The 20,668-nt window shown below is 45.2% G+C and carries 18 protein-coding genes and 1 pseudogene; 7 read left to right on the top strand and 12 right to left on the bottom strand.

Annotation, left to right across the window (positions count from 1 at the left end):
- Nucleotides 1-93: 93 nt before the first annotated feature.
- The gene (locus CLV25_RS10310; protein WP_131839568.1) at nt 94-483 is read left to right on the top strand and encodes a hypothetical protein; all 390 of its coding nucleotides are present in this window, start codon (nt 94-96) and stop codon (nt 481-483) included.
- Nucleotides 484-558: 75 nt separating this feature from the next.
- On the opposite strand, the gene dusB is transcribed toward CLV25_RS10310, so the two are convergent.
- A complete protein-coding gene (gene dusB / locus CLV25_RS10305) occupies nt 559-1,587 on the bottom strand; it encodes a tRNA dihydrouridine synthase DusB (protein WP_131839567.1) in 1,029 nt (342 codons plus the stop codon).
- 170 nt (nt 1,588-1,757) lie between these two features.
- On the opposite strand from dusB, the gene CLV25_RS10300 reads away from it, so the two are divergent.
- Both CLV25_RS10300 and kbl read left to right on the top strand, forming a co-directional pair.
- On the top strand, nt 1,758-2,672 hold the full coding sequence (locus CLV25_RS10300) for a CPBP family intramembrane glutamic endopeptidase (protein ID WP_131839566.1): 915 nt from the start codon (nt 1,758-1,760) through the stop codon (nt 2,670-2,672).
- Nucleotides 2,673-2,855: 183 nt separating this feature from the next.
- A complete protein-coding gene (kbl, locus tag CLV25_RS10295; protein WP_131839565.1) occupies nt 2,856-4,046 on the top strand; it encodes a glycine C-acetyltransferase in 1,191 nt (396 codons plus the stop codon).
- An 875-nt stretch (nt 4,047-4,921) separates the two neighbouring features.
- On the opposite strand, the gene CLV25_RS10290 is transcribed toward kbl, so the two are convergent.
- On the bottom strand, nt 4,922-5,644 hold the full coding sequence (locus CLV25_RS10290) for a hypothetical protein (RefSeq protein WP_131839564.1): 723 nt from the start codon (nt 5,642-5,644) through the stop codon (nt 4,922-4,924).
- Nucleotides 5,645-5,935: 291 nt separating this feature from the next.
- Between CLV25_RS10290 and CLV25_RS16135 the strand changes: the two are divergent.
- The 3 genes and pseudogenes from CLV25_RS16135 to CLV25_RS10275 form a co-directional block, all read left to right on the top strand.
- Nucleotides 5,936-6,069: pseudogene (locus CLV25_RS16135) on the top strand (glycine C-acetyltransferase); the annotation flags it as partial.
- Between the two features lie 158 nt (nt 6,070-6,227).
- Nucleotides 6,228-8,861: a DUF5686 and carboxypeptidase regulatory-like domain-containing protein gene (locus tag CLV25_RS10280; RefSeq protein WP_131839563.1), complete on the top strand. Its 2,634-nt coding sequence runs from the start codon at nt 6,228-6,230 to the stop codon at nt 8,859-8,861.
- A 184-nt stretch (nt 8,862-9,045) separates the two neighbouring features.
- Nucleotides 9,046-9,402 (top strand): zinc ribbon domain-containing protein YjdM, encoded by a 357-nt coding sequence (locus CLV25_RS10275; protein WP_131839562.1) that lies wholly within the window; start codon nt 9,046-9,048, stop codon nt 9,400-9,402.
- Between the two features lie 115 nt (nt 9,403-9,517).
- Here CLV25_RS10275 and CLV25_RS10270 read toward each other — a convergent pair whose 3' ends face one another.
- The 6 genes from CLV25_RS10270 to CLV25_RS10245 form a co-directional block, all read right to left on the bottom strand.
- The gene (locus CLV25_RS10270; protein WP_207895636.1) at nt 9,518-10,075 is read right to left on the bottom strand and encodes a nuclear transport factor 2 family protein; all 558 of its coding nucleotides are present in this window, start codon (nt 10,073-10,075) and stop codon (nt 9,518-9,520) included.
- A gap of 40 nt (nt 10,076-10,115) precedes the next feature.
- Entirely contained in the window at nt 10,116-10,643 is a 528-nt protein-coding gene (locus CLV25_RS10265; protein ID WP_131839561.1) for a hypothetical protein, read from the bottom strand.
- A 65-nt stretch (nt 10,644-10,708) separates the two neighbouring features.
- Nucleotides 10,709-12,313 (bottom strand): beta-N-acetylhexosaminidase, encoded by a 1,605-nt coding sequence (locus CLV25_RS10260; protein WP_131839560.1) that lies wholly within the window; start codon nt 12,311-12,313, stop codon nt 10,709-10,711.
- Nucleotides 12,314-12,769: 456 nt separating this feature from the next.
- Nucleotides 12,770-13,111, bottom strand: a complete 342-nt coding sequence (locus tag CLV25_RS10255; protein WP_131839559.1) for a DHCW motif cupin fold protein — start codon at nt 13,109-13,111, stop codon at nt 12,770-12,772.
- A 211-nt stretch (nt 13,112-13,322) separates the two neighbouring features.
- The gene (locus CLV25_RS10250) at nt 13,323-13,943 is read right to left on the bottom strand and encodes an acyl carrier protein phosphodiesterase (RefSeq protein WP_131839558.1); all 621 of its coding nucleotides are present in this window, start codon (nt 13,941-13,943) and stop codon (nt 13,323-13,325) included.
- Nucleotides 13,944-14,192: 249 nt separating this feature from the next.
- Nucleotides 14,193-14,813 (bottom strand): hypothetical protein, encoded by a 621-nt coding sequence (locus CLV25_RS10245; RefSeq protein WP_131839557.1) that lies wholly within the window; start codon nt 14,811-14,813, stop codon nt 14,193-14,195.
- Nucleotides 14,814-15,108: 295 nt separating this feature from the next.
- Between CLV25_RS10245 and CLV25_RS10240 the strand changes: the two genes are divergently transcribed.
- Entirely contained in the window at nt 15,109-16,515 is a 1,407-nt protein-coding gene (locus CLV25_RS10240; protein ID WP_131839556.1) for an MDR family MFS transporter, read from the top strand.
- A 210-nt stretch (nt 16,516-16,725) separates the two neighbouring features.
- Here the strand turns inward: CLV25_RS10240 and CLV25_RS10235 are convergent, their stop codons facing one another.
- The 4 genes from CLV25_RS10235 to CLV25_RS10220 all read right to left on the bottom strand — a co-directional run bounded on the left by CLV25_RS10235 (nt 16,726) and on the right by CLV25_RS10220 (nt 20,646).
- A complete protein-coding gene (locus tag CLV25_RS10235) occupies nt 16,726-17,625 on the bottom strand; it encodes an AraC family transcriptional regulator (protein ID WP_131839555.1) in 900 nt (299 codons plus the stop codon).
- Nucleotides 17,626-18,183: 558 nt separating this feature from the next.
- Nucleotides 18,184-18,903 carry a hypothetical protein gene (locus CLV25_RS10230; protein WP_131839554.1) on the bottom strand — a complete coding sequence of 240 codons (720 nt, stop codon included), beginning with the start codon at nt 18,901-18,903 and terminating at the stop codon, nt 18,184-18,186.
- Between the two features lie 105 nt (nt 18,904-19,008).
- Nucleotides 19,009-19,317, bottom strand: coding sequence for a transposase (locus CLV25_RS10225; protein WP_131839553.1), 309 nt, complete (start codon nt 19,315-19,317; stop codon nt 19,009-19,011).
- 156 nt (nt 19,318-19,473) lie between these two features.
- Complete coding sequence (locus tag CLV25_RS10220) at nt 19,474-20,646, bottom strand: hypothetical protein (protein WP_131839552.1); 1,173 nt, start codon at nt 20,644-20,646, stop codon at nt 19,474-19,476.
- Nucleotides 20,647-20,668: the final 22 nt, after the last annotated feature.

The following is a 20,668-nucleotide window of genomic DNA, read 5'->3' as shown; positions in this document are numbered from 1 at the left end:
AAGGTGTTTTTGCTTCTTAGCTTTGTTTGACTTGGGATATGGGATATGGAGAAGCAAGAGAATTTGGCTGTAAAAAACAAAAGTTTCGAAAAGATGAGGAAGGCATTACTTTTATTAGTAGCCGCAGTTTTGGGGGCTTGCGGGGAATATGAGAATAAGGATGCAGATAGCAATACGCTGAATGTAACCACGAATAAGGAGGTCGTTATATCCGACGGTGTCTTTTTGAAGGTGCATGAAGTGGTTGATATGCGTAAACCTATAGGTTCTGGTTATGTAAGGCAAGGCGAAGCAAAGCTTAGGCTCCAGCTTTACACCGGGAAGCGTTCTGTTGATACTGCTATTAGTACAAGTTTTCCTAATGAGATTGTTTTGGATGGAATTCGCTTGAAGCTTAATTCTGTTTATCCCTATCCAGAGTTTAATAAAACTCGTCGTCAGTCCGATTACGTAATTCAGCTTTCTTACGGTAAGGCAAAGTAAGAAGGTTTATAACAGAATATGAAGAAAGGAAGCAGGTTGGCTTCCTTTCTTCATATTATAAAGTTCCGATTAACACTAACTCTTGCCATTAAGAGGTGAATTGTACAGCTCTTTTAGAATGTCTGTATTATCGCCCCATCTCTCGGTTATAGAGTTAAGCACCGCAAAAAGTTCTTCCACGTCATTGAGGGTGACAAGCTTCATGCGGGTTTCCTTAAAGTTGGGTAATCCCTTAAAGTAGCTGCTCAAGTGGCGGCGCATTTCCAGAATACCAGTTCTGTCCCCTTTTATTTCTACCGATTTTTTTAGGTGGCGCTTGGCAATCTCCACACGCTCTGGTACGGAAGGAGGCAGCATTAGCTCGCCTGTTTGCAGGTAGTGCTTTATCTCCTTAAAAATCCAAGGGCGTCCGTAGGTGGCCCGTCCAACCATTATGGCATCTACGCCATAGCGATCGAACATCTCCTTCGCTTTTTCGGGAGAAGCAACGTCTCCATTGCCAATAATCGGGATGTGAATTCGGGGGTTGTTCTTTACTTCACCTATAAGCGTCCAGTCGGCTTCGCCGGTGTACATTTGGGCGCGAGTTCTTCCGTGAATGGTTAGTGCCTGTATTCCCACATCCTGAAGGCGCTCTGCTAGTTCGACAATATTCTTCATCGAGTCGTCGTAGCCAAGGCGGGTTTTAACCGTAACAGGGAGCTTTACCGCCTCGACAATCTGGCGGGTCATCTCTACCATAAGGTCGGGGGTGCGCATCATGCCCGAGCCTGCACCTCGCCCGGCAATTTTGCGAACGGGGCAGCCAAAGTTGATATCGACAAGCTCGGGGCCTGCTTCTTCGGCAATCTTGGCAGCTTCCACCATGCTTTCGATGATGTGGCCGTATATCTGAATGCCAATAGGACGCTCGTAGTCGTATATGTTGAGCTTCTCTACCGACTTATGGCCATCGCGTATCAGCCCATCCGAAGAGATAAACTCGGTGTACATCATATCGGCACCGAACTCCTTGCAGATAAAGCGAAACGAAGGATCGGTTACATCCTCCATTGGGGCCAAGAAAAGAGGTTGCTCTCCCAACTCTATTGTTCCAATTTTCATGTTTTGCAATTTGGGCTACAAAAATAGAAAGAATTATCAGAGTTCGAGTTAGCTACATTTTTGTAGATTTGTGCCTGTAAACATTGTTAACAGAACACAAATCTGCGAAGGGACTTTGCTTGATAAAAGCATGATCCAGTGTGTTCGCCTTTCGAAAATTTAAAGTTTGAATGAAAACTTCCGGTAGTATTCTTGTAAAGCTGATTTTGAGCATATCCATAATAGCCCTGTCGATACTTGCAACGCTGCTGATTAGCGAGGCCATTTCCCCGGATTCGATAGCTACTCTACAGCGTTTGCTGAAGATTCAAGCACCAGCAAACCCTTCGTTGCAGGAGTTACTGTTTAGGATGAAGCTTTCTCAAGGGGGGCAAACTATAGGTGTTTTTCTTGTTCCAGCATTAGCTATGGTTGGAGTGCTGTATGGGCGTAAGGGAATCTCGTTGATGCTTGCGTCTAAAGTACACTGGCGCGATCTATTTGATGCGGTTTTTCTTGTTTTATTCTCGACAACGATAATGGTGCTTGCCTCGCGGTATAGCCAACTGTTGCCTTGGCCTCAAAAGTATATGGAAGCCAATGCGCAAAGCGAAAAGCTGACGAACCTGTTGCTTTTTGGAACCTCTTACTTCGATTTGACCCTTAATCTCATTATTGTTTGCGTTATTCCTGCGTTTTGCGAGGAATTCTTCTTCCGAGGTTTTCTACAGCGCATCTTTATGAAGTGGATCAAAGATCCTCATCTCTGCATATTCTTAGCTGCGGTTCTATTTTCGGCTTTTCATTTTGATGCGGTGATGTTTTTGCCCCGATTCTTGCTTGGTGCTATGCTTGGATACCTATTTTACTGGACAGGAAGTCTTTGGGTGCCTATGCTGGCTCACTTTATAAATAATGCGCAGTACGTAGTTTCTGCTTTTATATTAAACCGAATGGATAAATCGCCAGCAACAGCGGCTGGAAGTGGTGGTGATTTTGAAATCAGCAACTTCAACGTTATTTTTTCTCTTGTGCTGATTGTGCTGCTGCTTTTTTCGATCTACATGAGGCATATGAATGTTCGGGAATTCCCCAAACTACCATAAGCGGTGATGTGCAAGTGCTGTAACTTTCAACTAATGTGTGCAGTTGCTTGTATAGATTAAGCGTACAGGCTGTTTAGGCTATAAATTACTATAACTTTAGCTGTAAATAATAATATCTTATAAGTATTTAATTCATATTTTTGGTGCAGTTAATAGCACGAACACTCTAAAATATAAATCGCTATGTACGGCAAAATTCAACAGCACCTTCAAAATGAACTTGCAGCTATCGAAGAGGCAGGATTGTACAAAAAGGAGCGCATTATAACCAGCCCACAAAAGGCTGATATTACGGTTAACGGCGGCCAAGAAGTTCTAAACTTTTGCGCCAACAACTACCTAGGTCTTTCCGATAACCAACGCGTGATTAAGGCAGCCAAGAAGGCTATGGAAAAGCGCGGATACGGTATGTCTTCAGTTCGATTTATCTGCGGAACTCAGGATATCCACAAGGAGTTGGAGCACGCTATCTCTGACTACTTTGGAACAGAAGATACCATTCTTTACGCAGCATGTTTTGATGCTAACGGTGGTGTGTTTGAGCCGCTTTTTGGCGAAGAGGATGCTATCATCTCGGATGCGCTTAACCATGCTTCTATTATCGACGGTGTCCGCCTATGTAAGGCAGTAAGGTATCGTTACGCTAATGCGGACATGGAGGATTTGGAAAATCAGCTTAAGCTAGCACAAGCACAACGCTTCCGTATCATTGTAACCGACGGCGTATTCTCTATGGATGGCAACGTTGCTCCAATGGATAAGATTTGTGAGCTGGCCGAAAAGTATGACGCACTAGTAATGGTAGACGAATGCCACTCGGCTGGTGTTGTTGGTAAAACTGGACGTGGTGTAACTGAGCAGTTCAACGTTCGTGGCAAGGTTGATATCCTCACAGGAACACTAGGTAAGGCATTTGGTGGTGCTATTGGTGGATTTACCACCGGTAGAAAAGAGATCATCGACTTACTTCGTCAGCGTTCTCGTCCATACTTGTTCTCTAACTCTATTCCACCTGCAGTTGTAGGTGCAAGCCTTGAGGTTTTCCAAATGTTAGGCGAGTCGGATGAGCTGCATGATAAGCTAGTTCGCAATGTTGAGTATTTCCGCACCAAGATGGTTGCTGCCGGATTCGATATCAAGCCAACTCAATCGGCTATCTGTGCCGTAATGCTATACGATGCTAAGCTGTCGCAAGATTTTGCCGCTAAGCTTCTCGAAGAGGGCATCTACGTTACCGGATTCTACTATCCAGTAGTGCCAAAGGGACAGGCTCGTATCCGCGTTCAGGTTTCGGCAGGCCACGAAATGGAGCATCTCGACAAGTGTATTGCGGCCTTTACCAAGGTTGGCAAGGAGATGGGCGTTTTGAAGTAAGCTCATCGAATACGATAAAAGGAGGGTCGCCCATGAGGGTGGCCCTTCTTGCTTTTTGGGTATTGCCGTGAGGACTAATAATAAGAGATCGGCAAACTTCAATTTTCATTTCTTTTGAGGGATCAAAAGAAACGAAACAAAGAAAAATCCTGCACGAATTAACTCGCTCGGTCGCGGTGGAATGTTACGATTTCAAATGTTGCTTCTTGTCCTTTCATCGGCATTGCACTGATTCGCGTTGTGGAAGTTCCGCTCGCTCAAACAGAATTCGTGCCTGTCTGGTATGGCTTCGCCATGTTATTTACGGAAAAACCTTACGGCTCTTTTCATCAATCCATGCCGGCTATTCGGTGTCCATCAATTTAACGCCCTGCTTTTGTTCTTCTATAAATAGTCCTGAAATAGTCCTGACGGCAAAGGCTTTTATGGGGGCGGCCGAAGTGCCCCGCAAAGGAGGCCTCGAAAACGGCCTTTATTTAGCTTTAGCTAGTAAATATGATGTTAAAAGCTTGAGGCGGGAAGCTAAAAGCTACAACCGGGAAGCAAGAAGTGTCGAACCGGAAGCGAAAAGTGACAGGTGGGAAGCGAAAAGCTTGAGGCAGGATGCTAAAAGCTACAACCGGGAAGCAAGAAGTGTCGAACCGGAAGCTAAAAGTATCAGGCCGGAAACCAAAAGCGTCAGGCAGGAAGGCAAAAGCTGCAGACGGGAGGCAAGAAGTATCGGGCAGGAACCGAAAAGCGGCAGCAGGGAGGCCTAAAGCTTGAGAACGGCTACTGGAATAAAGAAGGCGGAAGCAACCTTACGGGGTGCTTCCGCCTTTTATGCTATGGGGGGTGTGGCAATGCTCGGAAGCCGAGCTGCCGGAGCGAGCTGGCTATGCCTTGGTAAAGTCGATCTTACCTACCAGCTTGTACTCGGGGCTGGTGGCGCCAAATAGCGACTTGATGTAGGTTTTGGCATCGAGGGCTACATCTACTAGTCCGGTTAGGGGGGTGTAGAGCGCACGGTTGCGGGCCATGCGGGCGTTGTCGATGGCAACCTTGGCGTTGTTGCAGGCGGTATTCTTGGCGCGCAGCTCCACCGCTAGGGCTTGGAGTACGGGTAGCTTGATGTCCTCCTCGTTGGGCGCGTACTCGGGGGTTGCTGCCAGGTACTGAACGTAGCGCTCGTAGCTGTCGAGTACGCTGTCGTAGCTCTGCTGCGAGGTGGATACGGTGGCCACCTTAGTGTCCGTTGCAGCAGCGGCTTTGGCCGAGGTGGTACGGTTGCCCCTTATCTTGCGAACGATGGCCGTGGCGGCCTCGTCGGTTTGCTCGGACGAGCTGGAGGCGCGAAGCGCGTTGAGCGAGCGGGTTACCCGCGGGCCTAGCGGACCAAAGGCGCTATCGCGCTCGATGGTGGCACGGCTATAGGTGGGCATGGCGTTGTTAACGGCTAGAATGGCGGCGCGTCCGTCGGCTTCCATTTTCTTAAGCGCTTCGAGTAATAGAGCGGGGTTGGTGGGCTTGTACCGTTCGCCGTAGCTGGCGATGTTGGCGATTAGTAGTCCTAGGTTATCCACGTTCTTGGCGTGCCCGGTTTCGTAGGTGCTGGTCATAATAATTTTAGCTTTTAATGTTTGTAGTTTAGTTTCGAATCGACCTAAAGCTAGAAATCTCGGTTAACATAACCAAGGGTTTTTACAGCTTATTTTAGCTGCACCCAAAAATATTTTGAGGCTATATGGCTGTGGTAGCGTGTAAAGCCATTTTGTATGAATTATATTTTAGCTGATGGAGGGTAATGGGTAAGGGAAAAGGGTATGTTTGGGAGGCTTTGTTCTTCTAGTTGCGGACTGGAGACCGCTATTTAGTAAAAACGAAGTCACAGACTTCGCCTAGCTTTGTGATTCTACTATTCAGTAGTACCCAAGGGTCAGGCACGTATTCGTGTTCAGGTTTCGGCCGGCCACGAAATCGAGCATCTTGATAAGTGTGTGGCTGCCTTTACTAAGGTGGTAAAGAGATGGGCGTGATAAAGTAAACCATTTACAAGCATAGTTCGAATAAAGAGGGGGCTTCCGGATGGTTGCCCCCTCTTTTTGTCCAAAGTCCGTTTTCAACAATTCAATAGCTATCTTTGTAGGATAAATGTATGACTTTGTGGCTTGGTGTTTAGGCCGCATATAATCGGAATTAACTATGCAGATACGTAAGCAGCTTACATGGATTTTACTTATTCTTATAGCATCCTCCGCGAGTGCACAGAATATTGCAGGGAAGATACTTGATAAGCAGGGTAATCCTGTTCCTTTTGCAACCATTTTTATTCGTGAAGCCAACAGGGGCTTAGCCGCAAACGATAAGGGGAAGTTTCAGGTTAATGTCGAACCAGGAACTTATACCGTTAAGTTTCAGTCAATCGGATATAGGCCTGTTTCGCAAGTGGTAAAGGTTGGTGATGGAACTACTAACGTAAATATTGTACTGGAAGAGGCAGTTTACGACCTCTCGCAGCTTACCGTATCGAGTAAGGATAACCCCAGCGTATGGATTATGCGTAAGGCCATAGCCCTTGGCCAACAGTATAAGCGTTCGGTGAGCTCCTATTCGTCCGACGTTTACCTTAAGCTGAGCTTTAATGCTAGTAAGTTTTCGCGAATACTTAGGTATATGACGCCTAAAAGTATAGCTATCCCGAAAGAGGGGAAAACCTACTTTGGCGAGATGCTTAGCAAGATAACCTTTAATGCTCCCGAAACCTACAGCCAGCGGGTTATCTCGTTTAGATCGACGTTGCCGGGTGCCGACTCTAAGGATAACTTCCCTGGCCTCGAATTTCTTAGCACGAGCATCTACGACAACTCTTTTAGCGATATCCCATCGCCTCTTGGCCTAAACGCTTTTTCGTACTATCAGTTTAAGCTTATTGGATCGACCTTGGAGAACAACGTGCCAATCTATAAAATACAGGTACTTCCTAAACGTCCTTCAGGAAAGTTCTTCTCGGGCTATCTCTACATTGCCGACAATACCTATGCAGTGAAGGATGCGGATCTTAACTTCGAAATGAGCTTTGGTAAGGCCAACTTTAAGATAGCATTCGATTTAATTGACGAGAGCGCGGTACTACCTTCGAGCTACCAGCTGTTTGCCAACGGATCGATGCTGGGTAGCTCGGGCTGGGTAAAGAGTAGCGGTTCGCTAAAGTACACTAATGTAAGGATTATTGGTAGAGGTGGCTCCCATAATCGCCCTCAAGTTGCAAGCGTTACTCCCCAAAAGCAGCCTTCTCCTACCGTAGTAAAGAAAAAGACGGAAAAGGAAAAGAAGCGTGCCGAAAAGATCGAGAAGCTGATGAGCAAGACTGCCCTGTCGAACTCTGAAATGACCAAGCTTGCAAAGCTGGTGAAGGAAGAGGAGGAATCTAAGCGTCCCGACACATTACTAATGAAAAGCATGGAGATGCAGGGATTGGACAAGGTTGAATTCTCGGATGATTACAATAAAAAGGATAGCTCTTTCTGGACAGGTCTTCGACCTATGCCGCTGGAAGAGGACGAAAAGGAGGCTTTTACAAAAAGCGATAGCATTAAAACCATTAAGGATAGAATTGCCGCATTCCAAAGCCTTTCGCGTGGAAGCGAAACCGTTTCGTGGGGAAGCTTAATTGGTGGTGGATACCTTTACAACAAGGGTGGACTAGAGGTAAAAACAAAGGGGTTCATCAATCCTAACTATACCTACTTTAACCCTATTGATGGATTTACCATTGGTACCCGTTTTGCAATCTTTAAAACATACGAGAGCAGTAGAGAAATAGCTCTCTACCTATTTCCAAAGTACTCGTTCAACCGCACAAAGGTAATGGGCGATTTTTCGTTTAGCTACCTGCTTTGGCCTCAGAAGATGGCTTGGGTGCGATTTGGTGGAACTTATGGAAGCCGAGATCTTAATGCTGAACAACCGGTACAACCTCTGGTAAACAGCGTTACTTCGTTGTTCTTTAAGGATAGCTACACGCGAGCAATGGATAACAGGGGTGGGTTTGCCAACCTTAGCTTCGAGGTGGCAAATGGGCTACAGGCTAAGTTCGAGTTGAGCTACTACGATCGCCGTTTGCTGAACAACATCACCAACTTTTCCTTCTTAAAGAAGAACGAGAGTTACGATCCAAATATACCGGGTAACGAGTATTTGAGCAGCCATCCTCTAACCAATCATAAGCAGGCTGCCTTTGAGGCTTCGCTTACTTATACGCCCGAGCAGTACTACCGTATGGATGGAAATCGTAAGAAGTATGTTAAGTCGGACTACCCAACCTTCGAGGTGCTTTACCGAAAGGGCATACTAAACGAAAGCGCCAGCCCCTATCAGCTGCTAAAGTTTAAGACTTGGAAGAGGTGGGACTTAGGCCTTCTCTCGGAGTTCTGGTATGAGGTTGCAGGAGGCTCTTTCTTTGACTCTAAGGCTATGCAGCTACCCGACTTTCATATGCCAAATGTAGATCATATGCCGGTATCGCTACAGCCTACCAAGCAGTCGTTCCACCTGATTCCATACTACCAGTATGCTACTCCAGGATGGTTTGTGGAGGCGCACTCGCTTTACGAGGCCGATAACATTATCATAAAGCAGCTACCTTTCTTTAAGGGAACCGTATTTACCGAGAATCTTTATTTAAGCTACTACAACACCAAAGCGCTGCGCAACTACGTAGAGGTTGGTTACGGTATCGACAAGATATGGGTGCTTATGGAGGTTAAGGCGATTGTCGGATTCGAGGATGGCAAGTACCGCTCGTGGGGAATCAGCATTTCTATAAATAGGGACTAGCGACAACGTTGTTATTCGGGACATAAACGAGAAGTGATCTCGCATTATTAAGCTCATAAATGTAGGCAGCCGCAGATAAACTAGCGGTTGCCTATTTTTTTATGGACCTATGCTTAATCGAGGAAATGCTATCTTTGCCCGCCAATTGAACATAGAACAAAAATAAAAACTAGAAAGGACAATTATGAGCGACGAGCACAAGTGCCCAAAATGCGGATCGGAGAATACGTATCAAGACATGAACCTATGGGTTTGCCCAGATTGCTTCCATGAGTGGGACCCATCGGAGCAGGCAGAGGCTGCAGAAGCAGAGGCACAGGCAAGCCGTGTTGTGGATTCGAATGGGAATGTTCTTAGCGATGGCGATTCGGTTACCGTAATCAAAGATCTAAAGGTAAAAGGCTCTACATCGGGAATTAAAGCCGGCACCAAGGTTAGGAATATCCGTTTGGTTGATAGCAGCGATGGGCACAACATTTCGTGTAAGATTGATGGTATTGGTGCCATGTATCTGAAATCGGAGTTTGTGAAAAAAGCATAGTATTTTGGAGTGGGACAATAGCCCTTGGCTACTTCAAATAAAAAAGCGTAGGCAATCCGCCTACGCTTTTTTATTGTCTTTATCTTTAGTTGTTCGGTAAATGTACTGTCTTTTTTTACTTCCTATTTCCCGATAACCTGGTAATGATAGAATCCTCCTCTGCTGCTTTAAACTTAATGATTTGTTTTGTTTGGCTGTTGGGGATTGTCATCGACAGGACATATTGCTGAACCTTCCATTCGTTGTTCTGCTTTACAACGACTCCCGAACCTCTGCATATCTTCATCTGCGTGCTTAGCAGCTCGTCGAACCAGGCAATGTCTCCACCTTTGCCAAAGTAGATATGTCGTTGGATAGATCTAAAATTCCAGGTTCTCTTTTTGTCGAAGAAAGGCTTTGCCCAAACCATAAAGTTCGCTTTATTCCAATGCTCTGTTGCATCGGTACCTATGAATATGGCATCGGCGGTATAGAAGTCGAAGTAGCGGGCATAGTCTGCCCTTGCTGCCGCCACGTTAAACGAGTCGAGCATTGCGCCGATTAGTACTCGGTTCGCTGCATTGACACTAGTGTCGGCTTGAGATTTGCTGCTTATGCTATGGTTTTGTGCGCAACAGCCCCAAAGTAGTAGGACAGATACAGCAACCATAAAGCTGTTTGTTACGATCCTCATATTGCGGTTATTTATGAATTTAAAACGTAGGCTTAATGAGCTAATCCTTCCGTCGGGCAAATACTTCCTGTGTTAGCTGCCACTCCTTTCCTTCGTTCTCCGAAATGAGTGCCTCCCACTTAAACGACTCGGACGTTATATCCTTAATCACCCATTTGGACAGGCTTGGCTTTTTCCCGATTGCTATCTCCTGTTGGATAATTTGATTGTCTATGAATGTAACCCTAAAAAGGTTTACCTGTGGATTAGCGGCGCCAACCCAAACCACTTTTATGCAATCTTCCTCCTTATCGTAAAAACGAATGGTTGTGCCATACTGCCCTGTTGGATATTTTCCGGTGCTACGGAGCTCAATGCTTGGGCATATCCAGTTATCCTGAATGGCTCTGCCCTCGAGTACCCACGAGAAAATCCACTCTCCGGGGACGGTCCAAGTGGTGCCATTCCCGTTATGGCCAACCCAATCGAAATCCCAGCTGCCTATTAGAGGCTCGTACAATTTCAGATGTTCGTATACAGCGGGATGCGGACCTGCTGCTACTAATGAATTGACAAATGGAGAGTTCATATGGTTGTTTATTTTGTAAAAGATGTTTTCTCTGGATTAGCAATACTCCTTAGCCAAAGTGTCCGTTACTTGGCGGATATTTCAAACGGCATTCTTACAGAAACTCCTCTTTTGGTAAGTTCCAGCAGGTTGGGGTATAGCCTGTTTTTGAACGAATCCCAATTGCGGAGCGGCATCTGAGTCCAGCCTGCTTCTGCTAGCGCCAAACCGCGAGGAAAGGTCATATATGTAGCGCGGTTAATATCTTTGATAGCCTCGCCCCATAGCGTTCCCATTACCCCTATGATGTGTTGGGTTTCTGAAGTAGCTAGGTTGTAGGTTGGGTTAAACTCGTAGCTCTTTTTGAGCGTTGTTGTTGGCATACCCCAGTTGTTGTACTCGGGCAGATCGTTCTTGTACTGCGGATAGTCGAAGTAGCAATATTCGCCGGGGGCAAGTATTAGCGAGTTCTTCTTCTTTCCAGTTAGCTCGATGCACTTTGGTGTAAGACCATAACGCCATGTAACCAGCGTTACATCTTGGGAGTAGTCGAACAGGTATTCGTTGGCGGGCATGTGGATGTTATCCAACTCGCACCACAAAATGGCGTGCATTCCGTATTTCTTTGCTGATGCCAGTACCTTCCCGAAGAAGATATTCATCAACTGTTCGGGTTTTGTGTAGCCATGCTCTTGCATTAGCCTCAGGTCTTCGGTGCTTTTTCCCCAGTTCTTCTCTATTGCCGATTCGTCGCCACCCAAATGTATCTTCTTGGAAGGAAATATGGTTGACATCTCGCGAATTACATCGTCCAGTACCTCGTAAACCTTTGGGTTGGCTGCCGAAAGCATTACGTTGTTAGTCTTGTTCAAGTCGAATATGGAGTCTTTGAGGAAACCACATCTAAGTTCGGGATATGCTGCAAGCAGCGCTGCCGTATGCCCAGGAACATCCATCTCGGGAATAATCTCCACGTTGCGCTGCTTAGCATACAGCACCAAATCTTTTAGCTGTTCCTGCGTGTAGTAACCGTTGTCGGGTGAATTAACGCCGCCTTTTGGATTTCGGAATGCTCCAACCTGGGTTAGCTTTGGGTGGTTTTTTACCTCTACACGCCATCCCTGATCGTCGGTTAGATGGAACTGCAGCACGTTATACTTGTAGCGTGCCATTTGGTCTATGTAAAACTTCACATCGTTTACGGGTAGAAAGTTACGTGCGGGGTCGAGCATTAACGCGCGGAAGGCATATGCCGGCTTATCGTCGATAAATACGGCTTGTATTTTACCTTGCTTTGTACTTACCACATCCCCCAGAAGTATTTGGTCGAGCGTCATTACTCCATACAGTACACCTGCAGGTGTTTTGCCTTCTATGGTTACGCCTTTAGAGCTTACCGTAAGCCTGTACTGCTCGTCTCCTTCAATTTTGGGATTAAGCAGTAGGCGGATTTTCCCGTTTTCTCCTGTATTTAGGTTGATGCCAAATCGCTGCTTGAAGACCTGTTGCAGCTGTTCGGTGGCAAACTGCAGTTCGGCAGTGCTTGATGAAATCTTTACGTTGCTCGATAGATGATAGCTACCCTGCCGCTGCTCTATATGGTTTGGAAGCGGCAGAAGAGCCGATAGGTTATCTTGTGCATTCAGAATTTGTACAGGAAGAAGAAGGAGAAAAAGAATCAGCCTGTTCATTGTTGTGATTTTTGGTGTTGGTATTGAAATTAGAGGTGTTAGCAACATTAGATTCGATGCTTCTAAAAAGCGTCGGGTCTTAGCTTAACGCTTGGTGGCGCTAGGCAGATACTTGCTTATTTCAAGTGAATGCTGGTAGTTAGGCGAAAGGAAATGCCCTGCTCGATAGCCTCAGCTTGTGCCGATCTTGTTGTGTAAGGTGCTTGTCTCATATGGTTAGGTAGATAATTCGGGGGAAGGTACAAATAATTTGAAAATTGTGATTCCCTTTATGGTTGGGATGCACGGTTTGGCTTATCTGGAATATATTATGGAGCAGTCTATCCGGGTGCTGCTAGTAGGGTAGACGTTTTAGCCGTCAAACTAAGGATCATTTCAAACGAATCCCCTCCTTGGGAGGGGATAGCTAGCTTCAATTATGCGCTAAGAAGCCTTAGAAAGAAGAGCGTGCAGCGCTTAGTCGACGTTTAGCTTTAAAAAATCGCCATCAATAATCAGCAGCTTAACGCCTTGCTCTGTAGTGGAGCGGTGCGAGCTAAGTTCGTCTGTAACAACATAGGTCATGCCCTTTGTCAGAGTAAACTTTTCGCCATCCTTAAGTTCGCTTACAAATTCTCCTTCCAGGCAGTGTACGATATGCCCTTTTGTGCACCAGTGGTCGGCAACATAGCCCTTCGAGTACTCAACGATTCGTATTCGGAGCCCTTCGTATTGCATGGTTTGCCAATAGGCAACACCCGTTTCGCCTTTATGCTCTGTTTTAGGGACGTTTGTCCAATCAATAGTTTGAAAAGGAATGTTTTTTTACTCATGGTTAAAGTTTTATTCAGTTGTAGTGTAATGTATCGACGTCGGATAATTCGACACTTTGCCATACGAAGCTGTAATCTTCGCCTTTCTATCATTCGCATTGCTGTTGTTACAGTACGAATGCCGCTCATATGACGCGACTAAGGCGAAAAACCCTATCGCAGCAGCTACATTTTGCTTCGGCTGCAGCTATTGGGGGCTACTTCCTGGCTATTTGAATTGCGGCTTTGCCATTTATCGGTAGCTGGTACTTCTTGTTTAGGTATAGCGCTAGGTCGCCCAGCAGCTGGTAGAAGTGTTGCGTAATTTCGGCCTCCTTGCTTTGTATGACGAGGGCTGCCTCTGTCGGCTTGCTAGGTAGCGATGTGTAGTTGGCCATTATCGACAGCGCTTTTTCTATTCCATTAAGCGAGGAGTAGGAGTAGAGGCGGTTGCTCCGTACCATAAACGGGAGAAACTCCTTTACCTGCGAGGGTAGTACTCTATAGTTCTTGAGCAGCAGCCCGTAAAAGCTTCGGGTAAACTTTTTTAGCGGTATGTCGTGCCAGTCGTTCCAGTTTTTGGTAAGGATATGGTCGAAGGCCATGTCCACAACAACTCCGGCGTAGCGGCCGTAGCTCTCCTTAAACAGCTCTCGTGTTGCCAGAAAGGATGGGTGGATATCCATGGTCGAGTCTATGTCGCGATGGATAAGAATGCCCTTTTGGATCTCTTCGGGGTAGCGTTCGTACTCTTTCCCCTTTACGTAGTCGCCAATAAAGTTGCCAATGGCTATATTCTTATTCTCGCCCGATAGATAGATGTGTCCTACAAAGTTCATTCGCTATGCGTCCTTGGTTGCTGCAATATATGGAGCTTTCGGGGAAATGCTACGCTTACTTGGCTACTTTTCCCATTGGGGCATTACTTTCCCTATCTCTCAACGGATGAATCGCGGAGTATAACGAATGCCCATATTTTGCACTGAGTAATCTGTAACAATTCGCTATGCAGTAGGGCTTGCCGCATAATCCTTTAATCCGATATTCAGACAATGTGTGCAAACATCATTACAAGATGCCGTTTGCTTTTAGAAGTTGTACGTAACGCCTATCCTTAATCCGCCCTCAATCAGCCTCCACCTGTAGTCGTCATTATTGGCCGAAAAGGGTACCAATGTGTGTGCCTTGTAGTACCCGTTAACAAAGGCTCCAAATCCGTTGCTTAGGCTATACTTTGCCCCAATGCCCAGCAGCGTTCCTACTCCTGTTTGGCTTTCTATTGGGCTCGAATTCGCAGCTTCGAGGTCTAGTATCAATCCTCCGTTAATAAAGAAGTACTTCAGGAAGCTTACCCTTGCTGTTATCGGAATGTTTATCAGCGATACGGATTTGTCGTACGGTGCGGTGTAGGGAAAGTTGGGCATTTTCATTGGCTCGACGGTAATGGTGTGCTTGGAGTACTCTATCCCCGATTCGATTGCTATCCACGAAAGGATGGGGTGAACATAGCTTACGCCTAGCGTGAAGAAGCGCTTGCCGCTATAGCTTTCTCCTCCTAGTAGAGAGGCTCCTTCGGAGTTGGTGACATCGTTACTGCCGATCGCCGAAAAGGTAAAGCCAATGCTTCGCTTCAGCTCTTGTTTCTCCTGTGCTACTAGCGTGTACGAAAGCATCAGGAGTAGTACTAACGAAAATGTCTTAAGCTTCATTGATTGTAGTTTTATGGTGGTTTGTTTTGTTGGTTCGGTTAACTAATGCTGCTATGCGCTAAGAGTAGAGGCTCTAACTACGCTTTTATTGATTGTTGCCTATGGTGCTATTAATAATAGGCTGTAAGCCCTGCTAAACCAAGCGTATCGGGGGCTTCTGCCCATAGCTGATTTTATGGGTATTTCAACCGCCTATATTTTTCATTTAGCAAGAATTGTAAAGTAAAAAGCAAGAATCGGTAAATCAAAATTTTTATTGGGTAATAGATTTGCAGCGTAATAATTATCGAATAAAATGGATTCTCAGATTTCTGTCAGGAACATTCCAGCAACGATGGCTGGATTGATGCTTTGCCTGTTCTTGTCGGCCCTTGACAACTCGATTGTTGGGACTGCTATGCCCAAAATTATTGCCGATTTGCAGGGATTGCGCCACTTCTCCTTACCGTTTACCTCGTACTTACTCTTTTCTACCGTAGTAATTCCGATTGCGGGGAAGCTCTCGGATGTGTTTGGCCGAAAAGTTGTTGCTCTTTGGGGGATCGGGTTGTTTATGCTAACATCGGCGCTTTGCGGATTGTCGGTTAACATGCCAATGCTAATACTTTTTCGTGGATTGCAGGGAGCGTGTGGTGGCGTTTTGGCATCGAGCGCATTTATTATTTGTGCCGAGCTGTTTCCTCCTCAGGTGCGAGGCAAGTATATTGGCATGCTAGTATCTATGCATGGCTTGGCCAGCTTACTTGGGCCTGTAGCTGGCGGTCTAATAACCGACTACTTCTCGTGGCACTGGATTTTTTACCTTAACATTCCTGTTGGGCTGCTATCTTTCCTATTGCTGAAAAAACAGCTACCGCTTATCAAGCATCCAGGCAGCAGCAACGAGATCGATTTTAATGGTATTACGCTGTTTTTGCTTGCCCTGTTTCCATTCCTGTTTTGCTTTACCGAAGGAGGTAAACTGTTGCCCTGGACATCGCCCGTCACCATCTCACTAATTGTATTTTCGTTGCTGATGTTGGTAGGGTTTATAAAGGTAGAGCGCTACTCGAAGTCGCCATTGCTGCCCGTTGAGATGTTGAAGAATAAGGTTTTTAGAAGAGCTTCGTTTTCGGCTGCTATGGGATATGTTGCCTTATTCGGCCTAATTCTATATGTTCCTTTCCTGCTGCAGATAGTACAGCATAAGGGTGCTGCGTATTCGGGAATGGTGATGCTGCCAATGTCGTTGGCCATTGTGGTTGGTGGAATGAGCGGTGGATTTATTGCCTCTAAGTGGATGCGTTTTAGGTTGCAAGCAATGGTAAACTTCAGCATTTCTATAGTGGGGCTTATTCCTTTGCTGGTATATGGCGAAAGTATTTCGATGGGAATGCTGATTTCGGGGATTCTGCTTGTGGGGCTTGGTATTGGACTTAACTTCCCTACAATGAATATGGCGCCTCAGGCATTTTTCCCTGCCGCTCAGATGGGTATCCTAATATCGAGCCTCGAATTCTTTCAGATTATGGGTGGAGTGGTATCAACCTCGGTGTTAGGTAACCTGCTTCATGTGTCAACGCAATGGCTTATTGCCTTATGTATTGTAGCATTGGCGTTCGGCTTTATTGCAATGGCAGGACTTAACGAAAAGGAGATTCGCGATAAGTTTGAGGCCCGATTCAAGGAACCTGCCATGGCTAAAGAATACGAAGTCGCATAATATCATCTAAAAGAGTAGGGGGCATTCAAAAATTGGAATTACGTATTCCTATATGCGTATCGCGAAGATTATGAAATTACCTTATAGGAGGCTCTGGAACTAATTTCAGAATTTTCATACTACCTTTTTGAAGCGCTCTTTTATTTGCATTAGCCAAACCTTTCAGGTTTTTAAAACCTGAAAGGTTTATGCTGTTTGCATGCTGCAAATCTAGTAGCTCCCAATCGGAACAACTGGAATGGCAATGTCGTACGTAAGGTCGTTTTGAGAGCAGTCAGACATTAGCGAAAGTGGGTAGAACTCTATTAGCGGTTTTTCGTCGGGCAGATATCCGCTCTGCATAAGCCATTCTCCATAGAAGAAGGCGTAAGCCTCCCAAACATCCTCGCGCGTACCCTTAAAGTGGTACACGGCGTAAACCGCTTCCTTTAGATCAGCTGTTTTTACATCGCCACGAGGTAGAACAACCTCTTGTGGAACCGTAATGCAGGCTCTGTAGCGGCATTTTTCGCGCGGGGTAATACCCGGATTGTTATAGGGGATTCCCAATAGGGTAGCATCGTTACTAATTAAACCTCTCGGCTGCAGTAATTGGAACAACCTGTTCCATGCCTTAGGAATTCCTGTTGCATAGCTTTCGATGGTCTGCGAGTAGGCAACATGAAATGCAGGCAGCCTCTTTATTTCGACCAGCGAGAAGTCGCGTAGCCTACTTTGCGATTTTGTTACGAGCTGTTGCCCGTTAAGCGTATGGTGCTCTTCCTTGTGCTTTTGCAGGTATAGCGTTGGTGCTATGCCATAGTGCTTCTTGAAAGTTCTAGAGAACGACGATGCCGAGGAAAAACCACATGCCGAGGCAATATTTGCGATGGCAATGTTCTGTTGAAGGCAAATAAGTTTGGCTGCTTTCTCCATTCGCGAACGCTCTATGTAATCGCGAGGCGTTTCTCCCAAAACGGCGGAGAATATGCGATGAAAATGAAAGGGCGAGAAGCAGGCAACCGTGGCCAACTTTTCTAGTGGAATTTCTTCCGATAGATGTTCCGAAATGTAGTCGATAGCCTGATGTATACGTTCCTTATAAATATCTATAAATCCTGTGTTGCTCATGTAAACTACTGATGGTATGCAAATGTATAAATTTGTAGGCGTTTATCGTATAGATGCCATTGTTTTGCAGAGGTAGGTGTAGGCTCTGCCTTCTTTTGATCTGTTTTTTCTTTTTCTGTATTAGAGACCGTAAAAAGCCTTGTTAAGTTAAACGTCGTGAGGGTTGAACTCTAATCTCAATTTGTTTGGTTCTATGACGTTTTGGGAGGGTAGGTCTTATTTTGTCTCGCTATTCAACCGCTTTGCGGTTATCGCCGTACTGCTCGTGTTTTTCCCGCATTGCATGCGGGGCTATTTATATTCAATCCTTTCAGGATTACTACCCAGTAGACATTATGTTGCATTAATCAACGGTAAAAATTGAACCAAATCTGCGTTACTGCAGGTAGAAGCCCGTAAGGGCTTCAATGTGAATAGCCCCGAGTGAAACTCGGGAAAACAGGACGAGGGGAATAAACAACCACATAGTGGTTGAATGGTTTCTCCAGCAAGCTGCAACTCCATTTCTATTACCCACAACAACCCGCATAGAGCCATTTGTTTGTCCTTTTACGGCTGCTAATTGCTAATTCTTTCTTTAAGATTCTTTTCTAGCTCTAATGTTGACTGGGTAACTGAGCTTGAGTTAAACCCAGCGGGGAAATGAATCCTTACATTTTGAATATGCTTTGTGGCAATGCAAAAAGCCTCTTGCTTTTTGCTTTCCTCCGGTTCGCTGATCCCTTTTTTGTAGTAGTAGCTTGCTAGAAGCTGCGATATCCATGCTGTCCGTTGTTCGCAATAGCCATGCGGCGTATCGTAGCATAATTGGGCATTCTTTACTTTTTGCAGGTGCGATTTAGTTGTACTTTCTATGTCGAGGTAACGCTGAAAGTATTCTACAAATCGATCGTTGTCGTTCAGTAAGCGGTATATCTCGCCCCTAAAATAAATTGCATGACCATTTAGGGAGTCTACCGCTAGCATAAAATCTACTATAGGATATACGTTTTTAAAATCATCGGGTATAAAATCTTTGAGCTTACCATCTGTAACCGTATGGATTTCTAATCGAAGAATCTTTGAAGACTCAATCAGAATCTTCTCCTTTTCCTTCGAGGGGGCTAGTTTCGTAGAGCTAAGGAAATTTCTATCCTTAATAAGTGATAGCGTTAGCTGTTCGGTTTTGGGGCTACCATTTTTGCCGTCGATGCTTGTAAATGCAAGCAGGGCGCCTACGCCTGCAATACCAACCAGCTTTACTGCTTTTGATAGATGCTTTTGTGTTTTGCTACACATATTTCTTAGTTTCGGGAATTTCATATTGTTGTTGGGGTTTAATGGTGGTTTTTATTCCCTGTCACGGTTTCGCTGTTCATCTGTAGAAACGCGATTCATCGCGTCTCAACGGGGATCATCCTGCCTATTTATAATGATAATGCCATGCACATGGTTGGGCATTACCCCGAATTCGTCTAATACCACAAACGGGAAATGGGTAGGGATCTCCAACCAGCTCCGTTTGGCAATTATTCCTACCTCCGACAGCTGCATTGCAGGTTGTTCGTTATCTAAACCAGCAACAATCTCTCCAAAATAGCGCTCTCTATTCGCAGTACAAATGGTGATAAAGTAGGAGGCATTCCATCCGTAGTCCCAGCTTTGCAAACGGGCCGAAGGTATGCGATATTTATCTCGAAATCGGTCTGGCATTGGCTGCCGATGTTGATGTTTTACTACTAGTAGTTGACTGTATAATCGAATGCTTCTTCTACGGTTCTACTTCTTTTTGCTAATGTCGTGTAGCGAGGACACCGTCCTCATAAGCAACGCTCTATGACGTTATTGATGTCTGACAATTAGTATAAATCAGAACCATACATTATCCTGATACAAGCGCACCATGTTCCATTGATGGACATTGTCATACTCTTTCTTGCGATCATAGAATCTGGGCTTATCTCTGTTTTCTCCCGTCAGCTGAATGTAATTCCAATGAATTATCATTAGCTTAATCTTTCCTGAGGCCGAAAAACCAATAAGCTCGGGGTTAACCCTAACCAGTGCCTCGCATCCTTCCTGATGACCCTCTGGGCATAATCCTGAATAGTTACCTGTCAGATCAAACATTTTAGGGGCAATATCTCCGTCTCCGGCATAAAATGCTGGCTTCTTGCGTTCTGCCAATGACATTTTATCAAGCTCTCCCTGTAATTTGCTTTCCATATCCAGAATATCAGCATTAGATTCTCCCTGCAGCTCTTTCAGTGCATTACTTCTAAACTCTTCTGCTGTTTGTTTATTTACCTTCAGAATCTCTTTATAGGCTTGTTCTATCTCCTTCAACCGCTCTCCGTTTGTTGGGATACCTGAGGAAATACCCGCATTTTCTTTTTCTTGTTTCTGCCCCTTTATCATTTCATTAAGGAACACCCCTTGTGAAACGGGATGGAATATTTTGGCATTATCTGGGTTTATCAGCGTTACCTCCTCTCCTGTAGTCTGGTATATGCCAAACCCGAAGAAGTCTGCTGTTTTACGTGGAATAACATAGATATTTCCAGCTATTGGACTGCCAAGTGTATTTACATCCATGCCGTTAAGAAAAACAGTGACCCAAGTAGCCACTTCGTAGTTGGCAAACTTTCCCTTTGGAGTATGAACATACGGTGCAAAATGAAGCTCTATTTTTGCATATATCTTAGGATGTGGATCATCTAACGGACTTTTAAAAGAATGGTCGGGTAGAATATCAATAAAAGTGTTGATTAGCGCCTCATATCCTTGTGGTGGATTGTCGCTGAGCCACTTTAACAGCTTTGAGGCCACTTTTTTTGCTGCATTTTTACATGCTATTAACTCGGATTCTGAATAATTTTTCAAACCATACGAATTAACTATTGCAAAACGTTGTTTTATCTCTCCTTTGGCGTACGGCATCATTCCGTTAATGACATCATTAGAGTATGCTTGCTGGGCAGCTAATTGCTGACACCACATACAACAAGCAAAAATCCCTACTACGATTAAGTATTTTCTCATAGCATTATAAGATAAGCTAGCT

The sequence above is a fragment of the Acetobacteroides hydrogenigenes genome (assembly GCF_004340205.1).
Lineage (GTDB): Bacteria > Bacteroidota > Bacteroidia > Bacteroidales > ZOR0009 > Acetobacteroides > Acetobacteroides hydrogenigenes.
The sequence above is the reverse complement of the archived record's forward strand: the minus strand, read 5'-3'. Positions and strand labels throughout refer to the sequence as shown.

Excerpts from the sequence above, each read along its gene's own strand:
- CLV25_RS10280 (WP_131839563.1), top strand. The coding sequence starts at position 6,228 with ATGCAGATACGTAAGCAGCTTACATGGATTTTACTTATTCTTATAGCA.
- CLV25_RS10300 (WP_131839566.1), top strand. The coding sequence starts at position 1,758 with ATGAAAACTTCCGGTAGTATTCTTGTAAAGCTGATTTTGAGCATATCC.
- CLV25_RS10235 (WP_131839555.1), bottom strand. The coding sequence starts at position 17,625 with ATGAGCAACACAGGATTTATAGATATTTATAAGGAACGTATACATCAG.
- CLV25_RS10265 (WP_131839561.1), bottom strand. The coding sequence starts at position 10,643 with ATGAACTCTCCATTTGTCAATTCATTAGTAGCAGCAGGTCCGCATCCC.
- CLV25_RS10260 (WP_131839560.1), bottom strand. The coding sequence starts at position 12,313 with ATGAACAGGCTGATTCTTTTTCTCCTTCTTCTTCCTGTACAAATTCTG.
- CLV25_RS10250 (WP_131839558.1), bottom strand. The coding sequence starts at position 13,943 with ATGAACTTTGTAGGACACATCTATCTATCGGGCGAGAATAAGAATATA.
- CLV25_RS10270 (WP_207895636.1), bottom strand. The coding sequence starts at position 10,075 with ATGAGGATCGTAACAAACAGCTTTATGGTTGCTGTATCTGTCCTACTA.
- dusB (WP_131839567.1), bottom strand. The coding sequence starts at position 1,587 with ATGAAAATTGGAACAATAGAGTTGGGAGAGCAACCTCTTTTCTTGGCC.
- CLV25_RS10240 (WP_131839556.1), top strand. The coding sequence starts at position 15,109 with ATGGATTCTCAGATTTCTGTCAGGAACATTCCAGCAACGATGGCTGGA.
- CLV25_RS10220 (WP_131839552.1), bottom strand. The coding sequence starts at position 20,646 with ATGAGAAAATACTTAATCGTAGTAGGGATTTTTGCTTGTTGTATGTGG.
- CLV25_RS10245 (WP_131839557.1), bottom strand. The coding sequence starts at position 14,813 with ATGAAGCTTAAGACATTTTCGTTAGTACTACTCCTGATGCTTTCGTAC.
- CLV25_RS10275 (WP_131839562.1), top strand. The coding sequence starts at position 9,046 with ATGAGCGACGAGCACAAGTGCCCAAAATGCGGATCGGAGAATACGTAT.
- kbl (WP_131839565.1), top strand. The coding sequence starts at position 2,856 with ATGTACGGCAAAATTCAACAGCACCTTCAAAATGAACTTGCAGCTATC.
- CLV25_RS10290 (WP_131839564.1), bottom strand. The coding sequence starts at position 5,644 with ATGACCAGCACCTACGAAACCGGGCACGCCAAGAACGTGGATAACCTA.
- CLV25_RS10225 (WP_131839553.1), bottom strand. The coding sequence starts at position 19,317 with ATGCCAGACCGATTTCGAGATAAATATCGCATACCTTCGGCCCGTTTG.
- CLV25_RS10310 (WP_131839568.1), top strand. The coding sequence starts at position 94 with ATGAGGAAGGCATTACTTTTATTAGTAGCCGCAGTTTTGGGGGCTTGC.
- CLV25_RS10230 (WP_131839554.1), bottom strand. The coding sequence starts at position 18,903 with ATGTGTAGCAAAACACAAAAGCATCTATCAAAAGCAGTAAAGCTGGTT.